Genomic DNA, 16,561 nt, shown 5'->3' with positions numbered 1-16,561 from the left:
ATCAACCCAGGATGTTGCGGATCTTGCTCTTGTTGTTGCGGATGAAGTTGAACATGGTCTGTTGACCCGGCTCGGAGGCGAGGCCCTGTGAGACCATGTCGCCTGCGTCGATCGTATTGATGATCTTCAGATCGACCTTGCCGGGCTGGCCGCCTTGGGCACCCTTGCCGCCGTTGAGGACGTTGCGCGGGTCATCCTGCGTGAGCACCTCTTCGCCCTTCTTGAGGATGGCCGGCACTTCATCGGGCGTCAGACCCGGCAGACCCCCGGTGTGGAAGCGCAGGGCACCGGCGAAAACTGCCGGGTTGACGCTACGGGTGACCGCGCCGCCACCGACCATGCCGCCAGTATGGAACATCGAGGCCGGGGCCAGTCCGCCCCCACCGCCGCCGAGCAGCCCGAAAGACTGAAGCGCATTGAGGATCTGCTGTTCGATGATCATCTGGCCGATCTTCATGAGGAAGTTGGCCGCAAAGTTCAGGAACGCGTCCTTCAGAGCCTCGGTTGCCTTCTTGCCGTCACGTAGACCGGACAGGAAATCACCGAAGATATTGCCAAAGCCGCTGGCGAAATCGCGCCAGATGCTATCCATTTGCCGCGAGTTCAGCCCGAGAAGATTGACGTTGCTCGCGGCCGTCCGCATGTTGAGCGACATCTTGGCCGTGCTGGCGGCAACCTTTTCGATCGCAGCATTGGCCTGCGCCATGTCGGCGCCGGACAACGTCCCGGCGAATTCCTTGGCAGCGGGAATGGCATCGTTGATTTTGCCGGTCAGTTCCTCGATGCGCCCCTTGGCTGCACCCATGGCGTTCTGGTCGCCTTCCTTCTGGGCAACGAGGAACTTCTGGTATTCCGCCGCGCGCTCGCGATCCAAGGCGGTCAAGGTCTGGATAGCATCCTTCGCCGCCTTGTTCTTCTCGTCTTCGGCGTGCTTGGAATCCCACTGCTTGCCGAGCAGTTCGGTGCGGCGCTTGATATCCTCCTCGGTAAGATTGACGCCCTTCTTCAGAGCATCGTTCTTGAGTTCCTGGATACCCTTCTCAATGAACGCCTGGCGGGTCGACACCTCTTTGCCGTCGATTTCGGCCTGGATAAGGTCGTTGCCGCGCTTCACGGAGTCATCGAAGTCTTCCTGAGCCTTAACCTTCTTCTCGGCGGCCTTGATCGCGCGATCCTGCGTATCGCCGTTGTCGCCGGTCTCGAAAAGAGCAGCTTCCTTGTTGCGCCGGGTAGAGTTGATGCCGTTGTTGTCCCCGGCATGGCTCCGAATTGCATCGGCGACATCCTTATCGGTGCCGGTCTGCAACGCCTTGAGGATATCCCCGGGCAACTTGCCGTAGTTGTGGACGATCGAGGCCAGAACCGCCTTCTGATTGTCGTCGAGCTCGCTGAACTTCTCCGGGCCGATCTGCTGCGCCAAGTCGGAAAAATAGCCACTGATACGGCGAGTAAGGTCGCGAACGGCATCGTCCAGGGAAACGACCGATTCCTTGGTAGTTGCTGTGACCGAACCGTCCGCGCCCGTCATTGTGTCGGAGCCGTAACCAACACGGTAGTGGTTCACGTCCCAATAGGCATTGGTCTTGAAGCCTTCAAACGTGCTGATGAGCTTGGCGGATTTGCCCGCCGCGTCATTGAAGGCACCGAGATCCTTGCGTAGGCTGTCGATGTCAGCCGCAGCCTTGGCAGCATCCTTCAGGCCGTTCAGTTCTCGCGACAATGCCGCGAACTGATGCACGTCGAGGTTCGCCTGCTGTGCATACCTTTCAAGGGCGGCCCGGGCCTTCTCGAAGATGTCGTCGATCTCGGCCTCTTTTTTGAGGGCCTTCATCTGATCGGCGAGGGCCGGTACCTTCGACTTCAATTCGTCGAGCGCAGAAGTATACGCCTCCTGAGCTTCAGCGGCCTTTTTGGAGTTATCTACGATCTCCGCTTGGGCATCAGACAAGCCGAGTGTCGCACTGGTGGCCTCGGTAATCTTGCCGCTGAGAGCATCGACCACGCCTTGTTGGTTGGCCGCAGCATCCGAGGCCTCTCTGCTTTTGTCGGCAGCGTTCTGCAACTCGAGCGAATAAGCCTTTACTCCTTCGACATTGCTGGCTTCTGCAATGGCCTCCAGCTTCTTTTTGTACTCATCGATGTTTCCACCGAGCTTGATATACTCCTGCTCAAGGGCACGAAGCTGGGCCATCTGGTCATAACCAGGCGTGGCTTTAAATTCGCTGGCAAACTGACCGGTCGACAACGTCGAAATACCCCGACCCGTCGTCGTCTCGTTCGCCTTACGGCTCTGCTCGGCGACCTCCTTCAGCGCAGCGAGTGTGGCTTCGGCCTGCGTTTTGGTGACACCGACAATCTTCGCAGCCATATCGCCAACGGCACCGCTCGCCGCCACGTAGGCTGCGCGGACGGCTTCCACCTGTCGCCGATGTTCGTCGATCGCGGTCGTGGCCTGGTCAACGCGAGTGATCCACTGTGTGACGACCACGCCGGCAATGGCCGCGATGATGCCCGGGATTCCTCCGAAGGCCGCCGACAATCCCCTCGCGGCGACGCTCAAAGCCCCGACAAGGGTGGTGGCGCCGCGCATGGCGCTCATGAAGGCGCCGATATTGCCGATCAGACCGAGGAAAGTTGCACCGATCTTGCTTACGGTGCCGGCGAACTGGAGCCCGATGATCGCACCGAGCACGAGCTTCAGTTGGTTGAAGTAGGGAATGAGCGCCGTCAGTGCTCGCACGACGGTACCAGCGGCCGACCCGATTGCCAGGAAGAAGTCTCGACCCTCACGACTCTGGAAGTACTCCGTCATTCTACGGAGACCGTTTGTGAAGGCGTCGATGAAGCCACCCTGCCCGATTTGCAGCAGGGCGTTGTACGTGGCGTTCTGGAACTGACCGATCGCGGTCGTGGTGGTTTTCAGAGATTCAGGAAGCTGCGAGCCGAACTTCCGATCCAAGGCATCGGCAAATTTGAGCATGGTGTCGCTGTCGGCGAGCACCTCACCCTTCTTCATCATCTTGTCGAGTTCGGCCGTGGACACGCCGATCGCGTCAGCGAACAGAGCGAAAGCGCCCGGCAACCGGTCACCCAATTGACGACGCAGTTCCTCAGACGAGACTTTGCCCTTCGAGATCATCTGCTCGAGGGCGAGGAAAACGCCATTGGTCTGATCGACCGAGAGCTTGCTGACTCGCGCCGCCTCGGCCACGGAAGTGAAGATCTTCCGTGTGTCGGCCATCGTGAAGTTCGAAGTCTTTGCTGCAATGGCGAACTTGGAATACTGGTCCGACAACGTGTCGAACGAAATGCCAAGGCGTGCCGCCTGAGCGTTCAAATAGGCCATCTCGTTTTTGATGGCCCCGCCGTCCTGGTTGAACACTACACCCAAGCGGTTCTGCGCCGCCTCGACGGTCCGATAGGCTGCAACGACCTGACCGAGGGTGCTGATCGCCGATTGAAGGCCGACGTAGCTCGCGGCAAGAGAAAGAACCTGCCCGCGCAGGCGCTGAACAAGGTCGAGAGCTTCGCGTGAGCTATTTCCGGCAGACTGCAAGCCAGAACCGGCACGCTGCGCCGCAGAGCCAAGACTGCTGAGACCTCCGGCCGCCTGCGATGCAATCGACGGCACGTTGCGCAGTGCGTTGGCCGTCTGGTTTGAAGCGTTGGCGAGTGGCTGAACTTGCGTGGCGGCCCGGATGAACTGCGAGAACGTGCTCTGAGTCTGTCCCCGCAGGGCATTCAACTGAACAGCCTGCGCCTGATACGACTGCGTGAGCTCGGCGGACCGTGCCTTGGCGAGCAGGAAATCGCGAGCAAGTTCCTCGGTCGGCGCAGAGGTGGTCGCCATTTCTCGGCCGAGCGCCGTCGCAGCGCGCGCGGCGGCCTCCATGGCATTCTTGGTGACCTGAAGCGCAGCGGCCTGCGCCTTGTATGCGGCAAGATCCTGCGCCGCCTTTCCGCCACCGGCCGCAGCCGTCTGGGCGCGGGCTTGCGTCGGGTCGATGATGGGACCGACGAAGTTGCTGGCATTCTGCGTGCTGGACGTCTGGCGGGAGAGAGCGTCCTTGACCTTGTTGATATTGGCGGCGGCGGCGTCGGACGCCTCGCTGACCTTCCTGAGGTTGATTTCATTGACGCCGAGGGCGGCACCTGCCTGGTTGGCAACGGTCGCCATCTCCTTGAGCGCAAGTTCGCTCTGATGAAGAGAGCGGGTTTCCGCGTCGAGAGACGTCTCAAGTCGGTCGAGCTTACCGGCGAGATCGGCCTGCTCTGAAGCGGCCACCTTGTATGCACCGGAAGCAGCCTTCACCGCGAGATTGGACTCGTTTACCGTCTGCGTCCACTGCTTAACGGATGCCGCGGATGCTTCCATCTGCTGACGGGCGGCGGCGACGTCTCCTGCGAGCAAGGTAGCAGCCGAGTCCTTGGCCGACTTCGAGGGCTGGACGATATCCTTCCCGTAGCTCACACCGTTGCTGGTGGTCAGCCTCGTGCGAGCAAGCTGGTCATTGTACTTCTTGAGAGCGGCCTCGGCCTTGGCTAGCTCGGACGCGTCGTCCCGCTGTGCCTTCTGTGCGGCCTTTAGGCTCTCCGTATTCTGCTTGCGGAGATCGGTTTGCTTTTTCAGTTCGGCATCGAGTGAGCCAGCCTTGCTGTTGGCCTCCTGGCTTGCCGTGACCAACTTCGTGAGTTCGGTGACGGACTCCGCAACGCTGGCCTTCAACTTGTCGACGGTCGCAGCGGCCTTGTCCATCTGGCCGGCGATCTTGGCAAGGGTCTGGAGACCTTTTGATTTGGCCTCCAGTTCCCCCAGGTCTTTCGCGAGGTCGCCGACGACACCACCAGCTTTGGCACCATTGGCACCAATGTCGCCGAGCGCTCCCTTCAAATCCTTCAGGCTGTCGGTGATCAGTTTCGCCGCCGACGATGCCTCGTTTTTCAAACGGACTACGAGGGCGACTTCTTTCTCAGCCATTGTCCTGAAGCCTCTTCAGCGTTTCGTTGAACGCCTTCGTGGCGTCCGGCTTCCCCGACAGCATCGGAGATACGACAGCGGAAACCGCCTGGTACGTCAGGATCGCTTCCGTTCGCAGGCGGGATATCTCCCGCTCACTTACGATCAGCGCTTCCGCCTTCACCCAACCGAGGGGCATGTCGGCGGCAGCGGAGTGTCCATATTCAATGAGCAAGCTGACCTGCTCGCGGGCACTCCAAATCCAGTCGTCTAGCTCAAGGACTTCATGGTTCCCGTGAGCCCCTTGGTGATCCGGGCGACGGTTTCCGCTAGCTTTTTTGGGCCGCCGACCGTCGCTACGGTCAGACGCGCGATGTTCTCCAGCGCATCGATCTGGACGTCGATCGGCAGGCTTGCCGCCACCTCGATCATCTCCGGCTCATTCGCCGAGAGGGCGATTGCATGAGCCGCAGCGGCCGGGGCATAGCGGATGATGTCCATGCCGACATCAATCTGGCTTTCGGTCGACGGACTGCTGACGAAGCGCCTGAACAGCGGTTCGATCTGCTCCCGATTGACCTCGACCAGTTGAACGATGTCGTTGAAGGAGAGGCCGCGGACGACGAAGCTGTCGTCCGCAACCTTGACCGTGTAGGTCGGAAGCCGAAGATCTTTCAAAGCCATGGCAGGGTGAGCCTTTTCAGATCTTCAGGTCAGAGGCCGCCCGGGCGGCCGTCGATATAGAGGGCCTCCATATCGGGGCGCTTGAGGATGTCGAGCGTGAAGGGCAGGGCCAGCAGGGCGTCGCCGATCAGATCGAAATCTCCGTTCGGCGACAACGAAACGTAGGGCAGGAAATAGTCCTGGTCTTTGCCGTGGGCATTGGCCGACACGTAACGCAGGGCACCCTCGATCGGCGTCGAACCGGAAACCGTCCTGTCGCGGGTGCCGCTGTTGGTGGTGTAGCCCGCCGTAAGGTCGTCACCATCGACCACAGTACCGCCCTCGAGAATTTCGAGCATGCCGGTCACAGGGTCGAGCTTGAAGTCGGTGCCGGACACCAGGGCAGTTGCACTCTTCTTGAGGCTGAACGCGGTGCCGGCAGCGCCCGGATAGACGATGTCGCGGGCGCCCGAGGGGTTCGACGGAGAAACGCCAAGCTGATAGAAATAGCCGAGCTTCACGTCGTCGATCGCTTCGGAAGCGACGGTCGCGCCGACAATGGTGAGGACTGACGTCGAGCCGAAGAAGAACAAGGCCAGGTTTTCCGACATGATGGACTCGGTCGTCATCGAACCGGTGCGATTGATCTGCGTGGTGATCGACAGATCCTTCTCCTTCAGGCCGCGCCGGGACGAATAGTGCTCCAGCTTCTCGGCGGCGAAATTGAGCTTGAGCTCCTTGACGTCACCGAAGTCGCGAAAACCTTCAGGATCCTGCGTGCCGGGCTTGAACTTGGAGAAGTACACGACGCCGCGCCCCAAGGTGTAGTTCAGATCGGTTGCCATTGGCTGATCTCCGTTGAATAAACCACTGTCAGTTGATTTCGACCTTACACGAACGGATTGAGCAAGTCTTCCACGATTTTCAACGTGATAATCATGTAGAAGCAGGAGCGATCCGAAGTGTCGTCCGGTGGTCGAATAACCGGTGCCCCAAGGGAAATATCAGTGCACTTGCCCCTCAGACCGAGGAGATTGTTGACCCGAGCGGAACCGACGTCCCTTTTGTGCTCCCCGATTCGCTGGCACACGGCCGCCTGGAGAACATAGCATTCGTCGGTCGGGTACTTCTTGTTGTCCTTCACCCAACCCTGGACCAGAATGTCCCAATCGCCCGCGCGCCCTGTGAAGTCAGATGGACCTTTCAGGTTCTCGATCGCGTGCGGCGGTTCTAACAACGAAACCATGGGCAACGGATCGCCGGGTCCATAGGTCAATCGACCGCGGATCACGCGACCGCTCAGCGTCATACCGTCTGGCAATTCAGCCGTCTCGATGATGTCGGTCAGCGCCTTCATGGCTTTGAGGCGGATGGGATCGCTCATTTCACGTCAGCCTTCTGGAGGCGCTCAAACTCCTTTTCCAGGTAGTCGAGCAAGTCAGGGGAAAGATCTTGTGCCACGCCGCCACCCTGGGCGTTCACCAGGGCCTGTTGGACACTTGGGCCATAGAGGAGCCACAAATCCTTGCCGAGCTTCTTTGCCCCGATGCGGGATTTATCGGGGCGCGCGCCGGGCTTGAGGCGGATTGCGAGACCGAGATTCTGCGCCCCGCTGTCGGCGGTGCCGGACCGGAGTTTGATCAGAAAAGCTGTCTTGAGGAAGCGCGCCGCACCGGGTTTGACTTCGACGGTCAGACCTTTGGCACTCGCATTTCCCTTGAACGTGACCGGTCCCTTCACGAAGCGGGCCAGTGAGGTCGCGCGCGTGCGGGCAGACAGTTTGGCGACCGGATCCTTAGGGGAAGCGAACTTGGTGATGTTCAGGCGACTGTTCGCCCCGCGCAAGTATCCGGGTGGAAACTTGACCTGTTTGGCGATTGCAGAAGCCGCGTCGGTGCGCGCCTTGCGTATCGTGGCATTGACGGCGCGCGAGCCGTTCGCCGCCATCTGCTCTTCCAGCTTGTCGATGTCGGTGAGCGCCGCCAACCCCTCAACCGTGACAACCATGGCGTTGCTCACAGCGTCGACTCCGGTACGGGAAGGTCGGAGGTTTCGCCCTGCTCGATGTAGCTGACATAAAGGACGACGCTGATGTCGTCGGCCGGCGCATCGCGATCGACCTGATAGGCTTCGCCGGGCTGTACGGAAATGATGTCGCCGCGTTTGGGAATGATACCCTTGTCGGCCAGTTCGTCGCGCATGAACGTGATCGTCGGGTTGACCAGGTTCTCGCGGCTCATCCAATTGTTGTTGCGCCCACCAATCTCGTCGGTGGCGCCATGCTTCGCGTTATGCACGCGCGCTGTGATTTCGATCGGCGGTCCAGGATCCTCATCGACAATATAAAGCACCGGCAACCTCATCACTCGATGAAGCTGCCGGTGTGCCTTCCGCATATGATCGCGGAAGATGGTCATCAGATATCGGCCTCGCCGCCTTCGCCTTCGGGCTTCTCATCCTCAGGCTTCTCGGACTTCTCGCCCTTGTCAGCCTTGGATGCGCGACCACCCTTACCCTTGGGAGCTTCGGTCTTCTCGACCTTCTGCACCTTCTCGGTCGTGGCGTCGTCAAAGCCTTCGGCGCTACCGCCGTTCTTGGCCTTGTAGGCGTCCTTTGCCAGGGTGATCTCTTCCTTGGTGGCCTCACGAGCCGCGCCGAGGCGAGCAAGATCCTCGAACTCGTCGGCAGTGGAAGTGAACACCGACTTGGCGGCGACAACCTCCGGACCATTCGGCCCGGTGCGATGAATGGTATGCAAAGCGTACAGCTTCATGGGATGTCCCTTCTAAAATCAACCAGCAGTGGAAAGTGGCGGCAAATGAATGCCGCCACCAGTCGTCAGGCGATAACGCGGGCCTTAAGGCTGCGATTCGGGAACAGCGGAATCGGCAGCGGGCTCGACTCGTGCATCAGGTAGGTGGCCGACGGATCGTCCGCTTCCCACATGGAGGGGAAGATGTCGACCGAGGACAGACCGGCCCGCAATGCCTTGTCGTTCATGATCGCACCGTGCGCCTGTACGCCCGTCGCTCCGGGGGCGAGCATCAGTACGTCGCGCGGATCGAGGATGTCGACGATGTCGCCATTCGCGTTCTCGACAAAGTCGCGGTAGGTCCAGATGTCCAGACCCTCGGCGAGGGAGCCGATATACTTGAGCGGCTGCTCCGTGCGGAGAATGCCGGTCTTGATATTGACGTCCTCGGAACCGCGGAAGTTCTTGTCGAGCTTGGCCTTGATCTCCGTATTCCTGCGGAACAACGGCGCCACCTGGGCACCAACGATCAGGGTGGACGCGGACCCGCCGAACAGCGCGAGGTACATGGTATTCATCCATCCCTCGACGTCGTTCATGATGGAATGATCCGGATCATCCCAGCGGTTGCCGGCGCCGAGCGTGATCGTATGACCGGCGTCGCGACCGAAATCGAGCAGAACACTCGGATTGGATGCGCCCTGATCACGCTCGTAGTTGATCTGGATCTTGGCGTCGATGATCGCACGCGCCGCCATCCAGGCCTTCTGCATCTTGACGGCCCGAAGGTGGAACTCGGTGATCTCGGTGACCCGCCGATCGAAACGCTGCTCGAGCGTCGGACGTCCGCCAGCGGCAAGCACTTCGCTCGGCAGCACGTTACGAGCATCCACCGCGCGGACAGCATCCTTCACCTTGATATAAGGCGGGATGATATCGCTGATCGTCTCACCCTTGCGGCTGAAGATCGGCTTGCCCTGCTCGGTCGGCAGAACGAAGGGCGCCAGGGCACGAGAAGCCTTGGGCAGCTTGCCGAACCTGATCTTCTCGTCGTCCGAGTAGTAGGACTCGGTGAAGAAGGTGTCGAGAAAGTACGACGGAATCGGGTCAAACCGATCGTCGCGCTGCAACTGGTAGAGGTCTTTGCTTTCCCAAAGCTCAATTGCCATTTCAAGGCTCCATGGGTTCGTGTTGCGTAAGCCTTGCGGCTACAGCTTGGGCGTCACCCTCTCAGGGGAGGGTGACCGTTGCGGTTTTGATGGGACGCACGACGATCTGCGACGGCGAGGGCGCACCGCGGAAAGCCTCGAGCTTCTTCTCGTCGGTGTTGTAGGTGGCGTCCCACACCAGCATCGCCGGATTGAACACGCCGCCGCGCCACACGGGCACCGACTTTAGGGTTCCCGAAGCGTCGGTCGCCACATCGATGACGATGATCCCGATGGCCGCCGTGGTGCCGAGAACGGCTTTGATCAGGTTGCCGGAGGCATCCAGACCGACGACACTGTAGGCGGGAAGCGTCTGGCTGGCGGCGACCGTCATGTCCTCGGTGAAGACTGCCGGATAATCACCGGTGATCAGGCCCTCGGGCGTGACGTTGATGGTGTCGCTGCCCTGGGCCGGAATGCCGGCCGACTTGGCAAGATCCTGCGGCGTAATGGTAGCCATTGGTTGACCTTTCGACTTTCAGTTGAGATGGAAGGCGCAAGTTTCCCTGCGCCCGTTCACATTCCTTATGCCGCCTTGCGGGGCTTGTGACCTGCGAGGATCATAGCCTTCTCGGCGCGGCTGAGTTCCTTGTTGCCGCCGCCAAGCGCACCGACATTGGGGTTCTCGGTCTCGGTCATCGCGCGCTCGAAGGCGTTGGACTGCGTTTCGCCTTCCGGGGCCTCGACTACCTCTTCGGCGGAAGCCTTGAGCGTCTCGACGGCAACCTCGGCGGTCATCTCGGTCTTGAAGGCCAAGTGACTGGCAAGGCTCGGCCGCTTCTTGGCTTCCTCCGAGCCGAGGATAGCTGAAATGCGAGCGTGCGCTGCGACGGCCCCTTCCTTGCGGGCGGTTTCGACATCGGCGGCGGCGCTGGCTTTACCTTCTGCGACACCTTCGGCGCGGGCCTTGTCAACATCAGCCTGAGTAATCATGCTTTCGTCCTCTTCATCAACAATGACGTCAGTGGCGAAAGCCACCAATGAATCTTCGAGCGAACCGATCTCATCGGCCAATCCGTTCGCCGTACCTTGTGTGGCAGTGAACGTCGCCGCCTCGGTTGCCCTAACGGAAGACGCATCCATACCACGGTTTCGTGAAACTGTATTCACGAAAACTTCGCCAAGTTCGTCAATTCGAGCCTGAATTCGAGCCTCGGCTTCCTTCGACAAAGGTTCGTAAGGATTACCGTCGGCTTTGTACTTGCCGAAGGTGATGAAGGTGACTTTGACACCTTCTTTTTCCATGGCGCGGCTGTAATCGACATGAGCGGTGATGACACCGATCGATCCGACACCGCCCGTGCGCGACACGATGATCTTGTCGGCAACCGAACCGATGGAGTATGCGGCCGAGTACATGGACTCCGCGGCGTAGGCTCGAACCGGCTTCTGTCCCCGGAAGGCAAACATCTTGTCGACAAGGTCGAAATTGCCGGCGACTTCGCCGCCTGGTGAATCGACCACCAGGGCGACGCCAAGCACCTCCGGATCGGACATGCCGCGCTCGAACGCCTTCCAGATATAGGGATAACCGGTTGCCCAACTACCGAGCGCATATGGGAAGTCGTGCAGCAGCACACCCTTCACCGGAATCTGGAGGATGCCGTCCTTGACGACATAGGGGCGATACTCGGCCCGCCAGTCGTTCGGATCGAACCAGAAATCGTCCGTCATCTGCGGTTTGTCGGCGGCAAGCTCGATCTTGCACAACGCGTTGAAGGCCCCGTCGAGCAGGGCATTCACACGTGCGCTGGAATTCTCGTCGACGAGGGCGACCTGGCTGTTGAAGCGGACCGACAGCGCGTTGAGTGACATCAGACAGTCTCCGTTTCCGGCGCGGTATCAAAGAACAAGGCCTTGGATGAACCGGAGCCGGAGTCCTTTTTCTTCGCGTTCTTGGTCTTGCCGGACCCGGAGGCGGCGTTCATCTGGTTGGTCGTGTCGGTCGGCTGCTGAAGGATGTCGTATTCCTTCTTCCACTCCTGCTCGCGTTTGATCTGGCGGAACTTCTTGCGCCAATCGCCGCCGAGCCGGGCGTGCTCTTCCTCATAGGTGGTCAGGCCGTTATCGATGCGAAGCACCGCGGCCTGCGTTTCCTTGAGCTCATCGATCTGGCCGGTGGCTGCGCCGATCCAATCGCAAAGGGTATAGGCGTCAAAGTTCTGACGCTCATAAAGCGAGGGGACATTCTTGCGCTTCAGCGTCTCGAATTCGCCGCGGTTGAAGGCCTCCTCGAACCACAGGCGGAACATGATAGTCGCCTTGCGGTCGGCGACACGCTGCTTGCGGATGGCAACCGACTGCTTCGTCAGCGAGGCCGCCCCCTTGAAGCCCGAATAATTCGTCTTCGAGAAATCCTTCGAGAACTCCTCGTAGGAGATACCGAGACCGGACGCGATGTAACGCGCGAGGCTGCGTTCGAAGTCGTCGCCGAGCGGGCCGCTCTGCGTGGCATCACGAAGCTGAAGCTTGGCACCGGGCGGAAGGTGAGGGATCTTCACGCCGTCGATCTGGAGGTTCGACGCGGCCTGCATGAACTGTTCGAGCGTGCCAAAGTGACCGGCCATGTAGGCGGCGAGTGCTTCCTGGACCGCTTCTGGCGTCATGTCGACACCGCCGAGCCGAGCGAAGATCTCCGCCGTCGGCATGTCCGATTCAATGGTCGCCGCATAGGTGGCGTTGTGGACCGCCTTTTGGAGGACGATGTCACGGAACTTCTTCGTCATCCGCATCTCTTTGAGGGCGGCGACCATGCGGGCGATGCCGCGCGTCTGGTCCGCACGCTGTTCCTCGAAGATGTGAATGAACTGGAGACGCCCCCACGGCTTGGTGATCGGCACGAACTTCCAGCGAAAGATATCGGCGTTGTAGACGAAGACGTCCGACGGATGGGCGACCTGGATATAGGCCCCCTGAGGTGCGCCATAAACGTTGCGCCGAATCCCGCCGCGAACCAGAGGATCACCCATGAACTCGGGCGGCGTGGACAGGCGATCGGTGTCGATGGCCTGGAATGCTGTCATATATGGACGACGGCGGTCTTCACCTTTCATCCATTCGACGGTTGACAGGTCTTCGCCGTAGAGAATGTCGTTGGACACTCCGAGACGGATCATATCAGTGAACGACTTCTTCCTGGCTGCGTCGATCCAGAAATCCGGCGACTCGGCATAGAGGGAGAACTTTTCCTCGACCTCTTCCTGAAGCTCCGATTCCCAATCGACGTCTTCCTTGCCGAACAAGTAGGTCGACGAGGGTTTGTGCATCAGCACGTATTCCGCACCGACGACGCCATTGGTGGCAGATTGCACGCCGCCCTGGACCTGGGCATCGTTCCTGGCGCTATCCCGGGTGCGCGGATCGAGATTGCGGCGCGAGGGGATGACATCACGATCGGCCGAACCGCGTGAGGCATTCCAGGTCGCCAGTTCGCGGCTGACGTTGGACGCACCCTCGTAACTGCTGGTGTCCCCGACGATCATCAGTTCGCGCCCACGGCCGGACGACACCCCGCGAACGTCCGGCCGTGGGGATTCGCCCGTCGACGGTGTCCCGTCGTCTCCGAGCAAATGCTGAAATTCGTTGGGGTACCGCATCAGAACCAAACCCTCATCGGGCCGGACGATTTCCGCAGACCGAGCTCAATCTCCATCGAGACGATGTAGGCAGCGAGGCGAGTTGCGATGGCGGCCGTGTACTGGATTTCCTTGCCGTCGGCGTCGCGGATCCTAACGACGTTCTCACCCATCATCAGGCGATGATAGGCGTCCCGTGCGTCCTGGAGCATCTCAGGTGTGGCGGCCATCTGTCTCGAATGGGCAGGAGGAATATTCCCGTACGAGACAGCATTACCTTACGTTACGAGTGAAATCAACCATCGGTGGATTTCGGGGTCAGCCAAACTTCTTGGCAAGGTCCGCAAGACTGACCGTAGGTTTCTTTCGAACGACAAAACCTTCAGCGGTAGGTTCGATCACCATTTCATTCTTGTCCCACTCGGCGGCCCAATTCGGCGGCCGGTCCCACCTGATGCGTTCGACGTCGATGAGGTTCGAAAGGGCAAGACCCTCGCTATAGTAGAAGAGGTCCCACGCTTCGTTGTGAGCGCGCTCGTTTGGTTTATCCCAACCGCTGGGACCGCGGACCTCTGTCGTCAACTGAGTGAAAATGAACGGCTCGGTCCAATCGGGAAAATGGATCATGCCGCCCCCGGAAGTCGTGCGCCCGAGTTTGGCGTGCAATTGATCCTTGAGCTTGTTCGAGTGCAGCATGAGGAACGGCACGTCGCCGCGAGCACCGGAGTTGCGGTCCTTGCGGCTCGAATCGATGTAACTGATCTGCCATCGCGGCAATCCTGCATGGGTACGACCGAGGATGAGGCGGAATCGGTTTTGGTGGCCTGAGCCTTGGGTATCGCGAAGCCAGCGCCAAAACGTGATGGCATTGGTTGCTACGCCGGCCTTGCCGCCCGCGTCGCAACCGACTGCCTTAATCTGCATTCGCCGCCCCGAACCGTCGTCCAAGGGGTAGGTCTTCTCGATCACCCTCTCGACGAGCACATGCCAATCTTCTGGATAACCTGCCGGATCGATAATCTCGGGCTCGCCGTCGGGCCCCTTGCGTTCAGAGTGACGGATCTTGAAATAATCGACGAGCCAGACGTCGCCGCCTTCGCCCCAACCCTGGACTTGCACGACGAACGAAGAACGCGTGCCGGCCTGGACGTCGATCGTCGCCACCAGGAATCGAACGCCCTCCGGCACCGTTGGCGTTTCTCTCGATCCCCAATGCTCTTTGCGCTCGGCATACCAATCCGGCAATCGACCCTCGGCGAGGGCGGGCGACAGAAAGGCCTCACCCTGGTCGGCGGTTACTGTCTTTTTGAGCGGGCCGAGGTCACCCGTCGTGTCGTAGGCTCTTTTGGCGCGCAGGTAATCGAGGACAAGGGAATCCCACTTCTGGAACGCTGCGGCCGGGCCGAACATCCAAAATGAAGCGATATCGGACCTGACACCTTCCCCGTAGATCCTGCCGTCCTCGCCCCAGGTTTGACCTTCCTTCAACCACCGACCGGCGATGTTCAGGCGCCGTTTCTCGCTCTGCTCGATGTCCATGGCACAGTGGGGACAACGCAAAGTCACCATCGAGGCGGCTTCCATGTCGTCCTGGCTATCGGGGTAGTTCAGCAGCTTGAAGCGCGGCTCGAAAGGGGCATCGCAATGTGGGCACCGCCAATACCAACGGCGCCGATCGCCGCGGTTATACAGTTCGAGGATACCTTTTGTCGGCGGCGCCTCATGTGGCGTTCGAGGGGTCCATTTCGGATCTTCAACCTCGTAGCCCGGTGAAGCCTCCGCAACAGCCAGACCGAACCGACCGAAGGTGGTGGTGCGCTTGCGGGCAAGGTCGAACGGATTTCCTTCGCCGTCGATATCGATCGGCATGCGGTCATAGTCACGTAACCAGACCCGCTGAATAGTCTTGCCGGACAACTCGGTGATGGTAGGCCATTTAATCTGAAGCTCCATGCCGTTTCGCAAACTTAGGTCATGGACGTTCTTGGTCAACACGCGCTTGCCGGTGAGATTGGAACGCAGGAAACGCTTCAATTCCTTGTTTGACCAATCGCGGGCCACGGCCTGCGTCATGTCGAAGATCGTCATGTCGCCAGGGTCGTAGAGCGCACAATACTGAAACAGGTTGAGAGCGTTCTCCGATTTTCCGGTTCTAGCAGGTGCAACGAACACCGCACCTTGTTGCTTTTTCGATGACATCGCTTCCTGAAATTCCGTCAGGTAGGGCGCAATTTCATCGTCCCATTTCCTGCCGTCGATGAAGCGATGGCGGCGCGTAGATTCAGCGACGCTGATGCGCTCGGAGGGGCGAATGCCTTCGGCAACCGAAACGATCATGCTTTCGATCGAGGTTATTCCGGTGCTGACGATATCTTCGTCATCAAATGTCAGAGTCATTGTCGCCTTCGAGCACCAGCGTTTGCAGATAGCTTCCGGTCGATGTCTTCGACGCTGTCTCGCGCAGATTGCCGAGCAGGTCGTCGAGCATCGAGTCAACGAGCCCTGTCAGGATTTCATGCTGTTCCGGCGTCAGGTTCCCCTTGGTCTCAACCTGATCAGACCAATGCATCGTGTGCTCTTTGATAGTCTTGAAGACTTTCGACAAGGCTTCCATGACCTGTGTCGTCGACCAAAGCTCGCCGGCCTGCCGACGGAAGCGCATCTCCTTCAGCTTCGCATCCCAGAACCTCTCCTGAAGATGCTGCGGCAGGTCGTCGGCTTTGATGTTGCGGAAAAAGGTGTCACGATCCCGGTTGGATGGCACGAGCGCTGCTGCAGCCTCTGCCAGGTCATAGAGATCGCCGATCTGTTTCCCGATAGTTTTTATCGGCGCGACCTTGCCGTCCTGGAGGGCCTTAACGACCTCCGGCCGCCCCTTTCGGAAGATCTTCATCAGGGCCGTAATCGACACGCCCTGCAACACCGTGCCAAGGTCGTTGTCCTTGGATGACCCGGCTGCGCGCTCCAATGCCCGGCGACGCAATACCTCGAGAGGATCAACGGCTTCTTTTCGGGGGCGGCCGGGCCGACGCTTGACCGCAATCGGCGCAGGATCGTCGCCCAACAGTGCCGAGTAATCGGTCATCGATTGGCGCTCAATTTCTCAATGTGGGCGCGCACCTCTGATTGGCGGAACAAAATCGACGAACCTAGCCGGATCGGACGTGGGAACTGCTTCTTTGTGATGAGACGTCTGATGGTGGCTTCCGACAATTTCGTCATCTGAAGAACGTCGGGCATGCGCAGAAGCTGCGTGTCAAATTCGGTAGGGTCATTGTCGATCATCGGGGCTCGCGTCCTTTCAACGGATTGCGAGGATAATCATCTAACAGTTGATTTACAAGTCGGAATGTGCGACACAGATCGCGGTCGGGCACTCTTGCCGCTCGGCCTGCCCACCTCGGGT

General features: G+C 59.7%; 16 protein-coding genes. All 16 read right to left on the bottom strand.

Annotation, left to right across the window (positions count from 1 at the left end):
• Nucleotide 1: 1 nt before the first annotated feature.
• The 16 genes from AC6H34_RS26725 to AC6H34_RS26650 all read right to left on the bottom strand — a co-directional run bounded on the left by AC6H34_RS26725 (nucleotide 2) and on the right by AC6H34_RS26650 (nucleotide 16,440).
• On the bottom strand, nucleotides 2–4,978 hold the full coding sequence (locus tag AC6H34_RS26725) for a tape measure protein (protein ID WP_497540822.1): 4,977 nt from the start codon (nucleotides 4,976–4,978) through the stop codon (nucleotides 2–4).
• Nucleotides 4,971–5,192, bottom strand: a complete 222-nt coding sequence (locus tag AC6H34_RS26720) for a hypothetical protein (RefSeq protein ID WP_497540821.1) — start codon at nucleotides 5,190–5,192, stop codon at nucleotides 4,971–4,973. Before AC6H34_RS26720 ends, AC6H34_RS26725 begins: the two co-directional genes overlap by 8 nt.
• Before the next feature lie 35 nt (nucleotides 5,193–5,227).
• Entirely contained in the window at nucleotides 5,228–5,641 is a 414-nt protein-coding gene (locus AC6H34_RS26715; protein ID WP_497540820.1) for a phage pre-tape measure protein, read from the bottom strand.
• Nucleotides 5,642–5,670: 29 nt separating this feature from the next.
• A complete protein-coding gene (locus AC6H34_RS26710; RefSeq protein WP_497540819.1) occupies nucleotides 5,671–6,465 on the bottom strand; it encodes a phage tail tube protein in 795 nt (264 codons plus the stop codon).
• Between the two features lie 44 nt (nucleotides 6,466–6,509).
• Nucleotides 6,510–7,004 (bottom strand): hypothetical protein, encoded by a 495-nt coding sequence (locus AC6H34_RS26705; RefSeq protein ID WP_497540818.1) that lies wholly within the window; start codon nucleotides 7,002–7,004, stop codon nucleotides 6,510–6,512.
• Entirely contained in the window at nucleotides 7,001–7,639 is a 639-nt protein-coding gene (locus tag AC6H34_RS26700; RefSeq protein WP_497540817.1) for a hypothetical protein, read from the bottom strand. Before AC6H34_RS26700 ends, AC6H34_RS26705 begins: the two co-directional genes overlap by 4 nt.
• Entirely contained in the window at nucleotides 7,636–8,037 is a 402-nt protein-coding gene (locus AC6H34_RS26695) for a hypothetical protein (protein ID WP_497540816.1), read from the bottom strand. The genes AC6H34_RS26700 and AC6H34_RS26695 overlap by 4 nt, the downstream gene beginning before the upstream one ends.
• Nucleotides 8,037–8,393, bottom strand: coding sequence for a hypothetical protein (locus AC6H34_RS26690; RefSeq protein ID WP_497540815.1), 357 nt, complete (start codon nucleotides 8,391–8,393; stop codon nucleotides 8,037–8,039). Before AC6H34_RS26690 ends, AC6H34_RS26695 begins: the two co-directional genes overlap by 1 nt.
• Before the next feature lie 65 nt (nucleotides 8,394–8,458).
• Nucleotides 8,459–9,541, bottom strand: coding sequence for a major capsid protein (locus tag AC6H34_RS26685; RefSeq protein ID WP_497540814.1), 1,083 nt, complete (start codon nucleotides 9,539–9,541; stop codon nucleotides 8,459–8,461).
• Between the two features lie 61 nt (nucleotides 9,542–9,602).
• Nucleotides 9,603–10,040, bottom strand: a complete 438-nt coding sequence (locus tag AC6H34_RS26680) for a head decoration protein (RefSeq protein ID WP_497540813.1) — start codon at nucleotides 10,038–10,040, stop codon at nucleotides 9,603–9,605.
• A gap of 65 nt (nucleotides 10,041–10,105) precedes the next feature.
• Nucleotides 10,106–11,395 carry a S49 family peptidase gene (locus AC6H34_RS26675; protein WP_497540812.1) on the bottom strand — a complete coding sequence of 430 codons (1,290 nt, stop codon included), beginning with the start codon at nucleotides 11,393–11,395 and terminating at the stop codon, nucleotides 10,106–10,108.
• Nucleotides 11,395–13,089 (bottom strand): phage portal protein, encoded by a 1,695-nt coding sequence (locus AC6H34_RS26670; protein WP_497540811.1) that lies wholly within the window; start codon nucleotides 13,087–13,089, stop codon nucleotides 11,395–11,397. Before AC6H34_RS26670 ends, AC6H34_RS26675 begins: the two co-directional genes overlap by 1 nt.
• A gap of 86 nt (nucleotides 13,090–13,175) precedes the next feature.
• Nucleotides 13,176–13,385, bottom strand: coding sequence for a gpW family head-tail joining protein (gpW, locus tag AC6H34_RS26665; RefSeq protein WP_497540810.1), 210 nt, complete (start codon nucleotides 13,383–13,385; stop codon nucleotides 13,176–13,178).
• A gap of 88 nt (nucleotides 13,386–13,473) precedes the next feature.
• Nucleotides 13,474–15,552 (bottom strand): terminase gpA endonuclease subunit, encoded by a 2,079-nt coding sequence (locus AC6H34_RS26660; RefSeq protein ID WP_497540809.1) that lies wholly within the window; start codon nucleotides 15,550–15,552, stop codon nucleotides 13,474–13,476.
• The gene (locus AC6H34_RS26655) at nucleotides 15,536–16,240 is read right to left on the bottom strand and encodes a DUF1441 family protein (RefSeq protein ID WP_497540808.1); all 705 of its coding nucleotides are present in this window, start codon (nucleotides 16,238–16,240) and stop codon (nucleotides 15,536–15,538) included. Before AC6H34_RS26655 ends, AC6H34_RS26660 begins: the two co-directional genes overlap by 17 nt.
• Entirely contained in the window at nucleotides 16,237–16,440 is a 204-nt protein-coding gene (locus tag AC6H34_RS26650) for a helix-turn-helix transcriptional regulator (protein WP_497540807.1), read from the bottom strand. Before AC6H34_RS26650 ends, AC6H34_RS26655 begins: the two co-directional genes overlap by 4 nt.
• Nucleotides 16,441–16,561: the final 121 nt, after the last annotated feature.

The organism is Labrys sp. ALF-8 (genome assembly GCF_059699065.1).
Note: the sequence above shows the minus strand (reverse complement) of the source record. Positions and strands in the feature narration are given on the sequence as shown.